Origin of the sequence: Streptomyces sp. NRRL S-920, from assembly GCF_000717945.1 — a bacterium.
GTDB classification, from domain to species: Bacteria; Actinomycetota; Actinomycetes; order Streptomycetales; family Streptomycetaceae; genus Streptomyces; species Streptomyces alboniger.
The window spans coordinates 19,143-35,416 of the sequence record NZ_JODF01000057.1 but is presented as its reverse complement, the minus strand read 5'-3'; the positions used below and the strand labels follow the sequence as shown (position 1 = coordinate 35,416).

10 protein-coding genes are annotated in these 16,274 nt (G+C 73.0%); 1 reads left to right on the top strand and 9 read right to left on the bottom strand.

Annotation, left to right across the window (positions count from 1 at the left end):
• Positions 1 to 216: 216 nt before the first annotated feature.
• A complete protein-coding gene (locus tag IG54_RS0129900; RefSeq protein WP_063756278.1) occupies positions 217 to 870 on the top strand; it encodes a ScbR family autoregulator-binding transcription factor in 654 nt (217 codons plus the stop codon).
• A 46-nt stretch (positions 871 to 916) separates the two neighbouring features.
• On the opposite strand, the gene IG54_RS0129895 is transcribed toward IG54_RS0129900, so the two are convergent.
• The 9 genes from IG54_RS0129895 to IG54_RS0129855 all read right to left on the bottom strand — a co-directional run bounded on the left by IG54_RS0129895 (position 917) and on the right by IG54_RS0129855 (position 16,254).
• A complete protein-coding gene (locus IG54_RS0129895; RefSeq protein ID WP_078594680.1) occupies positions 917 to 2,470 on the bottom strand; it encodes an MmgE/PrpD family protein in 1,554 nt (517 codons plus the stop codon).
• 73 nt (positions 2,471 to 2,543) lie between these two features.
• Positions 2,544 to 2,912 (bottom strand): nuclear transport factor 2 family protein, encoded by a 369-nt coding sequence (locus tag IG54_RS0129890; RefSeq protein ID WP_030791495.1) that lies wholly within the window; start codon positions 2,910 to 2,912, stop codon positions 2,544 to 2,546.
• An 88-nt stretch (positions 2,913 to 3,000) separates the two neighbouring features.
• On the bottom strand, positions 3,001 to 3,960 hold the full coding sequence (locus tag IG54_RS0129885) for a diacylglycerol/lipid kinase family protein (RefSeq protein ID WP_030791492.1): 960 nt from the start codon (positions 3,958 to 3,960) through the stop codon (positions 3,001 to 3,003).
• Between the two features lie 97 nt (positions 3,961 to 4,057).
• Positions 4,058 to 5,269 (bottom strand): cytochrome P450, encoded by a 1,212-nt coding sequence (locus IG54_RS0129880; protein ID WP_037897987.1) that lies wholly within the window; start codon positions 5,267 to 5,269, stop codon positions 4,058 to 4,060.
• Between the two features lie 235 nt (positions 5,270 to 5,504).
• Positions 5,505 to 6,989: an MFS transporter gene (locus tag IG54_RS0129875; RefSeq protein WP_030791485.1), complete on the bottom strand. Its 1,485-nt coding sequence runs from the start codon at positions 6,987 to 6,989 to the stop codon at positions 5,505 to 5,507.
• Positions 6,986 to 7,747 (bottom strand): thioesterase II family protein, encoded by a 762-nt coding sequence (locus tag IG54_RS0129870; protein ID WP_030791482.1) that lies wholly within the window; start codon positions 7,745 to 7,747, stop codon positions 6,986 to 6,988. The genes IG54_RS0129875 and IG54_RS0129870 overlap by 4 nt, the downstream gene beginning before the upstream one ends.
• A gap of 35 nt (positions 7,748 to 7,782) precedes the next feature.
• Positions 7,783 to 8,796, bottom strand: coding sequence for an LLM class flavin-dependent oxidoreductase (locus tag IG54_RS0129865; protein WP_030791478.1), 1,014 nt, complete (start codon positions 8,794 to 8,796; stop codon positions 7,783 to 7,785).
• A gap of 60 nt (positions 8,797 to 8,856) precedes the next feature.
• Complete coding sequence (locus IG54_RS0129860) at positions 8,857 to 10,521, bottom strand: fatty acid--CoA ligase (RefSeq protein ID WP_051820134.1); 1,665 nt, start codon at positions 10,519 to 10,521, stop codon at positions 8,857 to 8,859.
• Positions 10,522 to 10,533: 12 nt separating this feature from the next.
• Positions 10,534 to 16,254, bottom strand: coding sequence for a type I polyketide synthase (locus IG54_RS0129855; RefSeq protein ID WP_030791471.1), 5,721 nt, complete (start codon positions 16,252 to 16,254; stop codon positions 10,534 to 10,536).
• Positions 16,255 to 16,274 lie beyond the last annotated feature (20 nt).

Below are 16,274 nucleotides of genomic sequence, written 5' to 3'. Positions count from 1 at the left end.
TTTCTGGAATCATCGATGAGCACGACCGACTTCTGAGACAAAGCTTCCCCCCAAATCAGGACGAACTCGTGCTGGAAACAGACGTGTGAAGCCTTGCTGCGCGGGAATTAATATACCTGCGAGAAGGTATATTTCAAGAGTCGAACCACGTTCCATCACCACCAACTCACCCTGGGTACTGACCAGTTGGCACACACTGAGCACGATTTGGAAGCCATGAGCAACGAACGCAAGGCACCTCCGCTCCCCCTGCCGGCCGCGACCTCGTCCGACGACACCTCGCACCTCAAGCAGGAGCGGGCCATCCACACCCGCAGGACGATCCTCAACGCGGCGGCCTCGGTCTTCGCCGACTCCGGCTTCCCCGCCGTCACCATCAAGGACGTGGCCGACAAGGCGGAGCTGACCAAGGGCGCCGTGTACTTCCACTTCGCCAACAAGGAGGCGATCGCCGCCGCCGTGGCGGACGAGTTCTACCGCAGGCTGAACGAGATCATCGCCCCCGTCCTGGAGGGCGACCAGTCCTCGCCCGCGACGGTCGCCGACGTCATGACGGAGGTGGCCCGCGGCTTCCGTGACGACGACTTCATCAAGGCGGGCTCCCGGCTCCAGATCGAGCGGCCCTACATCAAGGCCGACATGCCGGTCCCCTACGTGGGGTTCACCGACCTGCTGACCGAGCTGCTGGAGAACTGCCGGAAGGCGGGGACGCTGGAGACCGCCGACCCGGCCGCGCTGGCGCGCGTGCTGCGGTCCGCACTCTTCGGCGCGCAGCACATCTCCTGGGTCCAGGCCGACCGCCAGGACGTCGTCGACCGCGTACAGGAGATCGTCGACGTCTTCCTGTCGGCAGGCCGGCTGACTGGCTGACCGGCTGGCCGGACGGGGCCGTGCGGGCGCGGGGTCGCGGGGGCCGTCAGTCGAGGAAGGCCGCCTCTATCCACCGCCGCACCCCGCGCGGCCGCATGCGGTGCAACGCGCCCACGGTGTCCGCCACTTGGTGCGAGCCGCCGACGGCGAGGAACTTCTCGCGCACCATCTCCGAGTGGCGCGAGCGCGTGTCGGGTCCTGCCGCGCCGACCGGGATGAGACGGCCGCGCGTCACGGTACGGCCGTCGGTCAGCCGTACGGTGACCCGGGCGCCGGTGGCCTTAGTCGAGTGGGCGAAGTCCCGGCCGGCGGCGCCGAGGTTGCCGACGAGGTCCACCAGGTCGTCGCCGCCGAAGCCGCGCAGCCAGGGCTCGGCCCGGGGGCCCGCCTCGCGCACCGCCTCCCCGAACGGCGCGTCGGACAGGAACAGTTCGCGGGTCATGGCCGTGTCGTGCTCCAGGCGCACGCGGCGGGCCAGCTCCCAGCGGTCGGGGTCGTCCAGGCGCGGCGAGGAGAAGTCGTCCACCGAGAACTCCCCGGTCAGCAGCGTGGTGGCCACCGGGTAGGGCACGTCGAGGACGAGGGCGCCGAGCGGGGATCCGGGGCCGTTCACGTACTGGGCCGCACGCTCCCCCGCGAAGAGCGTGTAGAGGGACGCCTCGACGACGATCTCCGCCACGTCCCGGGGGCGGATCGGACCCAGCTCCCGGTGGATCTCCGTGGCGCAGTCCACGGCGGCGTCGATGCCGGGGCCGCCGGGGTGCATCTTGAACGACAGGGTGTCGGTGTGCCAGCGGCGGCCCAGCCCCTTGGCCACCGCGTCGGGCAGCGGCACGGTCGCGAAGCGGGCCAGGAAGCCGTCCTGGTGCTCGATGATGTCGGGGGCGCCGCGCAGTCCGGCCGCCGCCGCGTCACAGGCGTCCATGGCGGTGCGGACGGGCGTGAAGGTGTTGAACAGCCGGGCGTCGCTCGCCAGGAAGGCGCGCATCAGCGGCCAGTTGGGCATCGCGAAGGCCAGGCCGAAGGAGTTCTCCCACTGCTCGGCGGGGGCGCGGTCGCAGTGCAGCCGCCCCGCCACCGCGCCCGCGAGGTGGGTGTGGACGGCGCTCTGCCCGCGCAGCGGCCCGAGGGTCGCGGAGGCGGTGATGCGGGCCGCGCACTCGTTGGCCGCGACGACGGCCGTCAGCAGGGAGAGCCCGTCGAGCTTGCGGGCGTACGCGAAGGCGAGGGGCACCGCGACGGTCGAGTTCGACAGATGGCCGGCGTACGCGGTGTCGTCGAGGTTGAGCCAGGAGCCGAGGGCGGCGAACACGCCCGCCGCGGCTCGCGGGTCGCGCTGCATGGGGTGGCCGAAGGCGGCGACGAGCTTGCGGCCCAGCGGGTGGGCGAGGCCCGCCCTGATGGAGGCGATCTGCGAGAGGACCTGGCTCGCGGCGAGCTTCAGCACCCGGCACGGGATGTCCTGGGGGCGCAACTGGGCGGCCCACCGGGACAGTTCGCGCAACGGTGTGTCGGTGGCCGCGCGGGCGGGCGCGGGCCGGGGGCGCTCCCACTGCTCGCACAGCGTCCGGGCCACGCGTTCGGCGAGGACTGCCGACATGGGACGCGCCCTTCCTGTAGCGGTGTGGTCCGGGGCGGCGGTACGCCGGTGGCGCACGGCCGCCCCGGGGTGATCAGGCCGCGGGGACCTTGTCCAGGAAGCCGTAGACGCCCTTGATACGGCCGTCGTCGGCGGTCACCGCGACATCGAAGCCGATGGCGATCGGCTCGGCGCCGGGCTCGGTCACCAGGCCCCACTGGAAGCGGGCGATGTTGTGGTGGGTGTCCACCGTGCCGATCAGTTCGAAGCCGAGGCCCTTGAACTGGTCGCGGGCGCCCGCGATGACCGCGCCGATGCCCTCGTGGCCCTCGACCGCGGCGAGCGGGTCGATGTAGGGGGCGTCCGCGGTGAACAGTTCGGCGATCGCCGCGGCGCGCTTGTCGGCGTCGGCCTCGTTCCAGATGGCGAGGTAGCGGGTGACGGTGTTGCTGAGGTCGCTCATGAGGTCTCCTTGGTTCTGCGGGTCGTAAGGGTCGTGCTGTCGTACGCGTGGCAAAGGGTCGAGTGGGATCAGGTGAGGTCGGGCGGGGTCAGGCGGGGTCCGTCGGCGCCCAGGCGGTGAGCGCCCCGGGGAGTACGTCGAAGGTGGCCGACGAGCCGATGGCGTACTGGTACTCGCCGTCGTGCTCCAGGGGCAGCCGCTCGCCGTCGGTGCGCTCGACGGTGATCGAGCGGCCGCGTGCGTACACGGTCGCCGGATGGGACATGTGCGCGGCGTCCAGGGTCAGTCCGGGCACCTCGGTGGCGGCGACACCGCCGCCGATGACGCAGACGTCCAGCAGTCCGTCGTCGAGCAGCGAGTCGGGCAGCACCAGGAACCGGCCGCCGCGGTAGCGGCCGCCCCCGACGTTGGCGAGGACGGTCGGGCCCTCGTGCACCACCCGCCCGTCGACGACGACCCGGCCCGGGTACGGGACGTAGGCCTTCGCGCTGTCGGCGAACGCCTTGGCGTACCGCTCCCGACCGCGCAGCGGGCTGTCCTTCGCGCTGATCAGAGCGTTGGCGATCACACCGCTACAGGCGCCCAGGTAGACGCGGTTGCCGGTCTCGGCGAGCCGCGCCAGGTCCAGCCGGCGCAGCCGGGCGCTGCCGCCCGGCCCGCTGTCGGCGAGGACCGCCTTGAGGGACTCGGTCCAGGGCCGGTCGCCCCAGAGCATCTTGTACCCGGAGTTGCCGGTGCCGCCGGGCACCACTTGGAGCGCGGCCCGCCGCCCGGCGGCCCCGTCGAGACCCTGGACCACCTCGCGGACGGTGCCGTCGCCTCCGATGGTCACGACGAGGTCGGGTGCCCCGTCGGGACGTTCCAGGGCGCGGCGCACGAAGGCGGTCGCGTCCCCCCGGGCAGTGGTGAGGTGAAGCTCGGCACGGGAGAGGTGGGCTGCGCACAACTCCACTACGTCGCGCACCAGTTCGGGGCTGTGGCTGCCGGATGCGGGATTGGCTATGACCAGGGCCCTGGTGGGGCCCGCGGCGTCGCTGCTGTTGGCCATGTCGGGCGTACTCCTTGATCTGGTAGCACCTGCGAACGACTCTTCCATCGGGCGCTGACGCCGGTCTGACACGCGGCTGACTCCGCCGCCGGGCCCGCTACCAGGTCACGAGCAGGGCGTCGAGCCCGTAGTTGATCGTGTTCTCGCGGAACGACACCGCCCCGGGGACGTCCGCGACGCGCAGGCCGGGGAAGCGGCCCACCAGGGCGCGCAGGGCGACCTCCAGCTCCATGCGGGCCAGCGAGGCGCCCGGACACAGGTGCGGGCCGTAGCCGAAGGCGATGTGCCGGCTCGCGTCCCGGTCCAGGTCGACGCGGTCGCCGCCGGGGAAGACCGACTCGTCGTGGTTGGCGCTCGGGTAGGCGAGGATCACACCGTCGCCCTTCGCGATGCGGGCGCCGCCGATCTCCGCGTCCTCGACGGCGACGCGGACCTGGTTGTCCTGGGTGATGGACCAGTAGCGCAGCAGCTCCTCGACGGCCGGGGCGAACAGGTCCGGGTCGCGGCGCAGCCGCTCCAGCTGGCCCGGCTCGCGCAGCAGGCTGAGCACGCTGAGGCTGAGCTGGTGGGCGGTGGTCTCGTGGCCCGCCACCAGGAAGAGCCGGGCCATCGCCACCAGGTCGTCGTGGGACAGCTCGCCGGTGGCCACGTACTGCGTGGCGAGGCGGCTGAGCAGGTCCTCCTCGGGCTCGCGGCCCTTGCGGCGGATCAGCTCGTCCAGGTACTGGGTCATCTCGACGAAGGCCGCGTAGATCTCCTCGGGCGTCGCGTCCTGGGAGAGGACGGCCTGGCTCAGCTCGGTGAAGTCGCACTCGTCCGCCTCCGGGACGCCCAGCATGCGGGCGATCACCAGGGACGGCAGCCGGACGGAGAAGGCGGCCACCAGGTCGGCCGGGCGCGGCCCCCGCTCCAGCTCGTCGACGAGGCGCTCCACGAGCAGCTCCACCGAGGGCCGCAGCGCGCGGGTGCGGCGGGCGGTGAACTCGGTCATCGCCATGCGGCGCAGCCGCCCGTGCTCCGGGCCGTCCATGCGCGTGAACGACATCACCCGGGGAGCGGGCGGCAGTTGTATACGAACCGGGAAGCCGGGCTGGGTGTCGTCCGAGCTGAAACGCGCGTCGGTCAGGACCGCGCGGACGTCGTCGTAGCGTGTGATGAGCCACGCCTCGCCTGTCCTGATCCGGACCTTGACCGGTCCGCCCCTGCGGAGTTCGGCGTAGGCGTCCGGCGGTGCGTACGGGCAGGTGCGCGGCATGGGCCAGGCGGCGAGCCGCTCCTGGACCTCGGGCATGACAGGAGTGACCGTCATGGCATTTCCCCCCTGGGCTATGGCTTGTTCCTTTCCGTCATGCTGGCCGAATGCCCTGATGCTCCCCTGACGTCCGGCTGACCCTTTCTGGCTGGATCTCGCGCCTGTCGTGTCCGGCGGGGACACATCCGCGCAACACGCGCGGCCGCGCTCTCACGGCATGCGGACGGCGGGTGCCCCGGAGCCTTCGCTCCGGGGCACCCGCCGTCCTAACTGCCAGCTACCGGGCCCTTGTTCAGGCCTTCTCGGCCTTGCGCGGCAGGAACTGCACCAGGACCGCGACCAGGACGCAGATGCCGGCCTGGACGTACAGGCTGAACCCGAACCCGTCGGTGTAACCCTGGGCCGACGGATGCTCACCGACCTGGTCGAAGAAGACCACGCCGATGATCGCGATGCCCAGCGCGTTGCCCATCTCCTGGCCGGTGGAGAACACCCCGGAGGCTGCCGCGGCGTGCCCGGGCGCCACCCCCTCAAGCACCAGCGAGGTGAGCGGGGCGACCACCAGGCCCATGCCGAAGCCGCAGACCACCATCGCGGGGATGCACCAGCCGACCGAGCCCGTGGTGCCGAGCTGGGAGGCGGTCTGGGCGAAGGCGATGTCGCCCGCGGCCACCACCAGGGCGCCCAGAGCGAGCGCCTGCCGCCCCAGCTTGGCGGCGAACTTGGGCGCCATGGCCGAGGCGACGAAGAAGCCGAGGCCCAGCGGCACGAAGAGCAGCCCCGACTCCAGGGCCGAAGCGCCGTGCCCCTGCTGGAGGTAGAGCGCGAGGACCAGGAAGAAGGAGGCCATCACCGAGAAGTAGACGAGGATGGTGGCCGACCCGACGGTGAACGCCCGGTCGTGGAAGAGGGACGGGCTCACCAGCGGCGACTTGGCGCTCGCCGCGAGCCGCCGCTGGCAGAGCCAGAAGGCGGCGAGCAGCGGCACCGCCGCCGCCATGCACAGCCAGGTCCAGGCGGGCCAGCCCTCCTCGCGGCCGATGACCAGCGGCAGCACGACCGCGGTGAGCCCGGCGGTGACGAGCAGGACACCGACCAGGTCGAGCCCGGTGCGGCCCTCGGACTTCGACTCGGGCACCAGCTTCGGGGTGAGCGCGAGCACGATCGCGCCGATCGGCACGTTGATGAGGAAGATGGTCCGCCAGTCCATGCCGAACACATCGGCCTTGATCAGCAGCCCGCCGATCAGCTGCCCGAAGACCGCGGCCGCGCCGAGCGCGATGCCGTACGCGTTGAACGCGACGGCGCGGTGCTTGCCCGAGTAGGTGGTCGTCAGGATGCCGAGCACCTGCGGGATGACCAGCGCCGCGGCCGCGCCCTGGATGCCGCGGGCGATGATCAGCTCGCCCATGTTCTGGGCGATGCCGCAGGCCAGCGAGGCGAGTGTGAAGAGCAGTACGCCGATCGAGTAGACCCGGCGCCTGCCGTAGATGTCGCCGAGCCTGCCGCCGGTGATCAGCAACGCGGACAGGCCGATGGTGAAGGTGACGGCGATCAGCTGGATCTCCGCCGCGGTGGCGTGCATGTTCGTCTGGAGCGAGGGGATCGCCACGTTGACGATGAAGAAGTCGAGGTTGGTGATGAACAGGCCGGCCAGGACGACCAGGAGCGCCCCGTAGGAGGGCTTGGCCGCCGCGGCCTCGTCCGGCGGCGCGGCCTGGGGTGCGAGGGGCGGGACGTTCGCGCCCTTGACGTCGATGTCCGCTTCGGTGGTCATGAGCGGCCCGCCAGTCGTCGCAGCCGCTGGGCGAAGTGCGCGGTGACGGCCTCGGCGTGGCTGTCGATGTAGAAGTGCCCGCCCGGGTACTCGCTGTGGCCCAGGTACTGGGGGCTGCGCCCGGCCCAGTGCTCCATGGCGTCCGGGCTCTCCATCAGCGGATCGGACGCGCCGCCGTAGGAGACCAGCGGGCAGGCGGTGCCCGCGCCGTCGTCGACGTACTGCGCGGCGACGCGCAGATCGGCGCGGAGCGCGGGGACGACGAGGGCGAGCATCTGGGGGTTGTCGTAGATCTCGGCGGGGAACGACCCCAACTTCTTGATCCACTCGACGAGTTCGGGGTCGGGCATCCGGCTCTGCTCCTCCGTCGGCTGGAAGAAGCCGACGGGCGACCATCCGGACATGCCGACGAGGACCGGCGAGGGGCCGCCCTCCGCCTCCATGCGGATGGTGAGGCGGAACGCCAGCTGGGCGCCGAGGCAGTGCCCGAAGAACGCGAAGGGCCGCTCGTCCAGGTCGTCGACGACAGCCTCGTGCAGCGCGTCGAGCAGCGGATCCCAGTCCTCGTACGTCATCTCGTCACGCCGGTTGTGGCGTCCTGGCAGGGTGACCGCCTGCGGGGCGATGTCGCCCGGCAGCAGCCGCTCCCAGTCGCGGTAGATGATGGCTCCGCTGCCCGCGTGCGGCAGCATGAACAGCCGTACGGAGGCGTCCTCGGACGGCTCGGCCGGGTGGAACCACTCACCCGCGGCGGACATCTCCTGGCCCAGGGTGGCAGTGGCGGTGGCGGTGGTCACGACTGTGTTCTCCCAACGGTTGTGTGCCGGCCGATGGCGCGTACCGCGGGCAGCAGCACCTCGGCGATCTCCTTCAGCTGCGGCTCCGGGTCGAGCGACCCGATCCGGATGACGAGGTGGCGGGCGCCGGCGCGCACATAGGCGCCGAGCCACTCGGCGCAGCTCTCGGCGCTGCCCCAGCCGTAGGCCTGGATGGCCGACATCTGCTCCAGGGAGCGCCCGTAGTAGTGCTCGATGTAGTGCTCCAGCTCGGCCTTGGCCGCCGCCTCGTCGCGGTTGACGGTGACCGTCGCGTACAGCGCGGGGGTCACCGCGTCGGGGGCGCGGCCCGCCGCCTCGGCGAGTTCGGCGATGCGGGCGCGGGCCCTGCCGTACGCCTCGGCGTCGGGCAGGAACGGCAGCCAGCCGTCGTACTTCTCGGCGACCCTGGCGAGCACCTTCGGGGTGTCGCTGCCGGCCAGCCAGAGCGGCGGGCCGCCGGGCGAGGCCGGTTTGGGCAGCCGCTGGAGCCGTTCGGCCTGCCAGAACCTGCCCTGGAAGCCGGTGGGCCGCCCCTCCTCGCCGGAGCGCCAGGCGGTGCGCCACAGCGCGGCGATCTCGTCGAGCCGCCCCACCCGCCCGGCGAAGGACGCCCCGACGGAGGCGAACTCCTCCTCCGTCTCGGGCATCGGGAATCCGGAGCCGAGCCCGAGGACCAGTCGGCCGGCGGCCACGTGGTCCAGGCTCGCGATCAGGTGGGAGCCGATCAGCGGGTGGCGCAGGGCGGGGGTGAACGCGGCCGTGCCGACGGTGATCCGCTCGGTGGCGGCGGCGGCCGCGGAGAGCACGACGAGGGGGTCGAGGCGCGGCCGTGCGGTCAGCGAGTCGCCCGCCCACAGCGAGTCGAAGCCGAGCGCCTCGGCCTGCCGGGCGAAGTCGAGCAGCGGTGCGGCGGCGTAGGCGCCGTTGATGGCCTGTTCCCGGGTGGGCAGGAGGATGCCGATGCGCAGGGGCCCGGCTGAGGACTGCATGGAGGTGCTCCGTTTCGTCCGGTGGAGGGTGCGGGGGTGGAGCGGTACGGGGTACGTGCGTCAGACGCGCTGCCGCTGGGGCGGCAGCGAGGCCGTCCGTGCCGAGTCGCGGCGCTGGACGGGCAGGGTCAGGCGCTCGCCGGTCGGGGGTGCCTCGGCGGTCAGCCGGTCCCGCACGGCGCGGCGCAGGATCTTCCCCGACGGGTTGCGCGGCAGGTCCTCGGCGAAGTGGAAGGCGCTCGGGATCTTGTAGTCGGCGAGGTGGGCGCGGAGGGCGACGAGCAGTTCGCGGGGCTTGACGGCGGCGCCGGGCCGCAGCACGACGACGGCGTGCACGGCCTCGCCCCAGTGCGGGTCGGGCAGTCCGACGACGGCGGCGTCGGCGACGGCCGGGTGGGCGGCGAGCGCCTTCTCCACCTCGGCGGGGTAGATGTTCTGCCCGGCCACGATGATCGTGTCGTTCATGCGGTCGCGCAGGTACACATAGCCGTCCTCGTCGAGGTAGCCGGCGTCGCCCATGTGCAGCCACTCCCCCACGACGGTGCGCTCGGTGGCCTCGGGGAGGTTCCAGTAGCCGAGCATGCGCGAAGGGGTGCGTACGCATATCTGGCCGGTCTCGCCGGGCGGCAGGCTCTCGCCGTCCGGGCCGATGACCTTGACCTCGTTGCCGGGGCAGGGTCTGCCGACCGACTTCAGCAGGCCGGTGCCGGGGCGGTGTGCCTCGGGGGGCAGGCAGACCGCGACGCTGCCGGTCTCGGTGCTGGCGTAGATCTGCGCGAACTGGCAGCCGAACACCGCGAGGCAGCGTTCGAGCAGTGTCTCGGACATCGGCGCCGCCCCGTAGGCGATCTTGCGCAGGGAGGTGAACGCGGCCGGGCCCGCGCCGCGTTCGGCCATCATCATCTGGAGCATGGCGGGCGCCGCGAAGGTGATGGTGACGCCGTGCTCGCGGATGAGCCGCACCGCTTCCTGCGGGATGAACTGCGGCATCACCACGCTCGTGCCACCGGCGTTGAAGGTGTGCATGAACCAGCCGATGCCCGCGATGCCGAAGCCCGGCAGCGAGATGAGGCTGACGTCGTCCGGGAGCCAGTCGAGCCAGTCGGCGCCGTGCTCGCGCATCGCGGCGGGCAGCGTGAAGAAGCTGCGGTGGGCGAGGACCGCGCCCTTGGGGAGCCCGGTGGTCCCGCTGGTGTAGATCTGCACGACCGCGTCGTCGGGTCCCGTGCCCGGCTCCAGGTCGGTGGCGGGGTGGTCGGCGTACCAGGCGGGCAGCCCGGCGCCGCGCGCCGGTTCGCCCTCGCTGTCGGTGCCGTCGACGCGGACGACCGTACGCAGCCCCGGGAGCAGCGGCTTGACGCGGTCGGCGGTCTCCCAGAACTCGTCGTCCACGAAGAGGAGCACGGCGCCCGAGTCGCGCAGGATGTGGTCCACCTCGCCCTGGGTGAGGCGCCAGTTGACCGGGACCAGGACGGCGCCCGCCTTCGCGCAGGCGAGGATCGTGAGGTAGTAGTTCTCCGACTCGCGGCCCAGGTAGGCGACGCGGTCGCCGGGGCCGATCCCGGCGTCGCGCAGGGCGTGGGCCGCGCGGTTGCTGTCCCTGTGCAGCTTCCCGTAGGTGGTGGTGCGGCCCTCGCAGATGATCGCGGCGTGCTCCGCCCGGCCCCCGGCGTGCGTCCTGGAGGTGCGGGTCAGCGTCCAGTTGCTGGTGGTGTGGTGTTCCACTGTGGTCTCCCGTCAGGGGTGCTGCTGCGTGGCCGGGGCGAGGCGCCCGTCGAGGAACTCGGTGAGCCTGCGGACCGTCGGATGGTCGAAGGTCAGCGATGCCGGCAGCGGCAGCCGGAACAGCGTCTCCAGGCCGCCCTTGACGGTCTGGGCCATGAGCGAGTCCAGGCCGAGCGAGACGAACTCGGCGTTCGGATCGAGGTCGTCCCCGGCGTCCATGTGCAGCGCCTCGGCGACCTTCTCGCGCACGGCCGCGGCGATCAGGGCCGTGCGCTCCGGCTTCGGCAGGGCGGCCAGCGCGGTGAGGTCGAGGCCGGTGCCGTCCGCGCCGCCTTGGTCCTGGCGGGCGAGCCGGTCGTAGAACGCGTCGTCCACCGCGCCGCCCGTCACATAGCGCGCCCAGTCGAACTCGCCCACCACCCGGCGGCTGCCGGGCCGCTGCCAGAGCCGCGCGAGGGTGTCGAGCGCCCTGGTGGGCGAGAAGAAGCGGACGCCGCTGCGGTCGATCTCCTGGGCCAGCTGCTCGTCGAGCCGGGCGGACATGCCGACCCTGGCCCAGGCGCCCCAGTTGACCGAGAGGCCCGGCAGTCCGCGCAGGCCGCGCCACTCGGCGAGGCCGTCGAGGCCCGCGCTCGCGGCCGCGTAGTGGCCCTGGGTGGCGCCGCCGAGGACGGAGGCGATCGAGGAGTACGTCACGAAGAAGTCGAGGTCGGGGAAGAATTCCTCGGCCGCCTCGTGCAGCAGCCAGCCGCCGTACGCCTTCGGGGCGAGCTGGGCGTCGATGGACTCCCAGGTCAGCTCGGCGATCAGCTTCTTGTCGAAGGAGCCCGCCGCGTGCACGACACCGCCGACCGGGTGGGGGCCTGCCGCGAGCCCGGCGGCGAGGTTCCGCACGTCGTCGGCGCTGCTCACATCGGCCCGTACGACGCTGACCTCCGCCCGCTCGGACAGTTCGGCGAGGACCGGCGCGGCCTCCTCGGTGGCCCGTCCGCCGCGGCTGACCAGGGTCAGGTGCCGGGCGCCGAGCGAGACCAGCTTGCGTGCGGTGACCAGGCCGAGGCCGCCGAGGCCGCCGGTGACGAGATACGTGCGGTCGGGGCGGACGCGGGCCGGGGCGGGCTCGGGGTCCGGGCCGCCGGGCACGTCCACCCACACCTCGGCGCGGGACCCGGAGGCGGCGGTGCGCAGCGCCTCGCCGATCTCCTCCAGGCGGAAGGCCGTGGCCCCGACCCGCCCCTTGCCGCGGGCCGCGCCGGGCGCGAGGGCCACCTCGGCGGCCGGGACGGTGAGGGTGGCGCGCAGGGCGCCGTCATGGCGTACGTAGACCTCGTCGCCCGCGGTGAAAGCGGCCTCGGCGCCGGCCGCGAGGACCGTTCCCGCGGCCAGTGAGCCGAGCACGGGTCCGGGCCCGCCGGACTCCTCGCCGTCCAGGGCTGCCTGGGCGTCGGCCGCGGTGAGGGCGACCGAGGCGACCCGTACCTGGACCTCGCCGGCCGCGGGGGCGCGGTCCTCCGCGGGCGCGAGGCACAGGTCGGAGAGGTCGCCGGAGCCCGGGGTGCGCAGCGCGAAGCCGCCGGGCCAGGTGCGGGCGGTGTCGCCGGGCAGCAGCCGTCGGACGTGGCGCAGGCCGCCGCGGAGGGCGATCTGGTACTCGCCGGGCGCCTCGGCACGGCACTCGTCGAGCAGGGCCGACAGGCCGTCGCCGGGTGCGAGGTCGACCAGCGTCGCGCGGTACTGGGGCGACTCGGTCAGCAGTACCCGGCCGAAGCCCCACAGGGTGGCGGCGGCCAGGTGCGCGCCGCTGCCGGGATGGTCGCCGGGCAGCCGCTGGGCACCCTCGGTGACCAGCCACAGCCGGGGCGGCCGCTGCTGGGCCGCGGCGTCGAGCGCTGTCAACAAGCCGAGCAGGTCACGGTAGTTGTGCTCGCACTCGGTGCGCATCAGCTCGGCCGACATCGCGCCGGGCAGCGGGCGCCAGCTCCAGCAGACGTCGGTGACGGAGTCGTCGTCCAGGGCGGCCTTGAGGGCGGCGGAGTCGGCGACGGCGGTGACGCGCAGCCCGTCCGGGGTGGTGCCGGCGTCCTCGGGGAGGCCGAGGAGCAGGACGTGCCGGGGGGCGGTGTCCGGTGCGGCGGCGGGCAGGGCGCGGCGCACCCACTCGGGGCGGTGCAGGAACTGCCGTCGCCCGGCGGGGACTTCGGGGCGGGCGAGGGTGACGCCGCCGAGTTCGATGACGGGGTCGCCGTTCTCCAGGACCAGGATGTCGGCGAGGCGCCGGTCCTGTTCCGTGGTGACGCGGGCGACGACGGTCAGCCGCTCACCGCGGGGCTTCTTGAAGTGGCGTACGGAGGCGATCTCGCGGGGCAGGAAGACCGGGCCCTCGGGGTCGAGGACGACGGCCGCCTCCACCGCGGCCTCGACCAGCTCGGCGGGCATCTGCTCGACGGAGGTGGTGCCGCGGCAGCTCAACTCGGCTGTGCGGACGCCCTCCTGGTGCCGGGCGGCGCGCACCAGGGCGCGGGCGCGCGGGCCGTGCGGGCGGCCCACCGACGTCAGGTCGGTGTAGAGGTCCTCGGCGTCGCTCTCCAGGAGAGCGGGCCCCGCGACGAGCCCGGCGAGCGGCGGCTCGCCCTGGTCCTGGCCGGGCGCGAGCACGGCGGTCGCGTGCAGGCGCTCCTCGGGCCCCGCGTCGACACCGCTCTCGGCGCCGTCCTTCTCCGTGCGGGTCAGGACGCTCACCTCGGCGCCGCCGTCCGCGCGCGGCCGCAGCCGGGTGGTCAGCGTGAGAGGCGTGTCGGCGTTCAGGGTGAGCGGTTCGAGCAGCCTCAGCTCCTGGACGGCGGCGCGGGTGTGCCCGTGCACGGCGTCCTGGAGGGCGAGCAGCAGGTCTACGTAGGCACCGGCGGGCAGCGTGGTGCGGTCGCCGTCGGCGAAGTCGGCGAGCGCGCCCAGCTCCCCGACGGTGAACTCGGACGTGAACTCCCGTACAGGCCAGCCCAGTTGGGTGTCGACGCCCAACAGCGGGTGCTGCGCCGCCCCGCCCCGCGCGCCGCCCTTGCGGGGGGCGGTGGTGGGCAGCCAGTAGCGCTTGCGCTGGAAGGCGTAGGTGGGCAGCGCCGTCTTGGCGGGGACGGCACGGCCGTCGTGGTAGCCGGCCCAGGAGACCGGCAGGCCCGCGGTGTAGTACTCCGCGAGCGCCCGCAGCGTGGTGTCACCGCCCCGGTCGCGCCGCCGCAGGCTGGCCAGCCACAGGTGGTCGGCGACCGGCAGGGAGCGCTGGGCGAGGGCGGTCAGCGCGGTGGAGGGGCCGATCTCGATCAGGGCGTGGCGGCCGCGCCGGGCGACCGCGCGGATGCCGGCGAGGAACTGCACCGGCTCGCCGATGTGCCGCACCCAGTAGTCGGGGGTGCCGATCTCGGCGAAGCGGGCGAGCTTGCCGGTGACGTTGGAGATGAGGCTGATGGACGGCTCGCGGAAGGTGATGGCCGCCAGGGCGGCGCGGAAGTCGTCGTACACCTCGGCCATGAGCGGCGAGTGGAAGGCGTGCGAGACAGCGAGCCGGTCGACGCGCAGTCCCTGGGCGAGCAGCTGCCCGGTGACCTGCGCGAGCGCGTCGGCGCCGCCCGAGATCACGCACTGGTCGGGGGCGTTGGAGGCGGCGAGCGCCAGATCGGGGTGGGGTTCGAGCAGCGGCAGGACGTCCTCGGCGGGGGCGGTGACCGCCGCCATGCCGCCCTCGGCGCGCACGGCCTGCATGAGGCGGGCGCGGGCGGATACGAGCGTCACGGCGTCCGGGAGGCTGAACAGGCCCGCGACCGCGGCGGCGGCGGCCTCGCCGATGCTGTGCCCGATGAGCACGTTCGGGCGCACGCCCCAGGACATCCACAGCTGGGCGAGGGCGTACTCCAGGGTGAACAGGGCGGGCTGGGTGTACTCGGTACGGTCGATCGACTCGGGGTCGTCGGCAACACCGATCACCAAGTCGCGGATGGAGCGGCCCAGTTCGGCGGAGAACAGACGGTCGCACTCGTCGACGTGGCGGCGGAAGACCGGGAAGCCCTCGTACAGGTGGGCGCCCATGCCCGCGTACTGCGCGCCCTGCCCGCTGAACATGAACGCGACCTTGCGGATGCCGGCCGGGCCCTGGTGGTCGTGGTCGGCGGCCTTGTCGAGGAGCTTGGTGAGCGCGGCGCGGTCGGTGACCGGCCCCGCGAGGCGGTAGGGGTGGTGGGTGCGCGAGACGTTGCCGGTGTAGCAGAGGGCGTCGACCGGCAGGTCCGGGGCGTCGGCCAGCAACTGCCGGTATCGCCCGACCTGTTCGCGCAGGGCGGCGGCGGTCTTGGCGGAGAGCGTGAACATGGGGGTCGCGGGCGCCTCACCGGGCGCGGAGTCCGGCTCCGCGGCGGCCGGGGGCTGCTCCAGGACGACCGCGCCGATGGTGCCCGCGAAGCCGAAGCTGTTGACGACCGCGCGCCGGACCGGCGCCTTCCAGGGCTCGCACGCGGTGGGCACCCGCACCGGGTACAGGTCCCAGGGGATGCGTCCGGAGGGGGTGTCGAGGTTGAGGTGCGGGTAGATCGTGGCGGATCTGATCTGGAGGACCGCCTTGATGACGCCGACGATGCCCGAAGCGGGCTCCATGTGGCCGAGATTGGTCTTCACGGAGCCGACGAGCAGCGGGTCGCTCTTGGTGTGCGAGTCGGCGAAGGTGTCCCCGATGGCGCCGAACTCGATGGGGTCGCCCAGCGGGGTGCCGGTGCCGTGCGCCTCCACGTACTGGATGTCCTCGGGGGCGAGCGCGGCGGCGGCGAGCGCGGCGCGGATGACCTTCTCCTGGGCGGGGCCGTTCGGCACGGTCAGGCCCGCGCTGTCGCCGTCCTGGCCGACGGCGGTGCCCCTGACCAGGGCGAGGACGGTGTCGCCGTCGCGGGTGGCGTCGCTCAGGCGCTTGAGTACGAGGATGCCGCAGCCCTCGGCGCGGGCGTACCCGTCGGCGGACTCGTCGAAGGTCTTGCACTGCCCGTCGGGGGACAGCATCTGGGCGTTGGAGAACATCACCGGGATGCGCGGATGGTGCAGGGCGTTGACGCCGCCGCACAGCGCGATGTCCGTCTCGCCCGCGCGCAGCCCCTGGACGGCGACGTGCAGGGCGGCCAGCGACGACGAGCAGGCCGTGTCGACGCTCATGCTCGGGCCGCGCCAGCCGAGGAAGTAGGACAGGCGCCCCGACAGCGGGAACATGGTGATGCCGGAGGCCAGCAGGCCGTCCAGCTCCTCGTAGGGCAGGGAGTCCAGTTCGAGGGCGTAGTCGATGGAGCTGGCGCCGATGTACACGCCGCCGTTGCCGCGGCGCAGCGGCGCCGGGTCGATGTTGGCGTGCTCCAGGGCCTGCCAGGCGGTCTCCAGCAGCATGCGCTGCTGGGGGTCCATGTACTGGGCTTCCTTCGGGGAGATGTTGAAGAAGGCCGCGTCGAAACGGTCGATGCGGTCGAGGAATCCGCCGGACGTCGTGTGGATCTTCCCCTTGTCGTCCGGGCTCCGCGGGGTGAACGCCTCGACGTCCCACCGGTCGCCGGGAATGGGTCCGATCCCCGAGCGCCCTTCGCGCAAGAAGGCGTCGAATTCATCGAGGGAATTGCTGCCGCCGGGGAATCGCAGGCCCACACCGACGATCGCGATCGGCTCCGGCGCCCGGTCGGACGTCTGATTCTTCTCTGATTCCTCGCGCGGCATACCGCGTCTCCTTCTGTCCG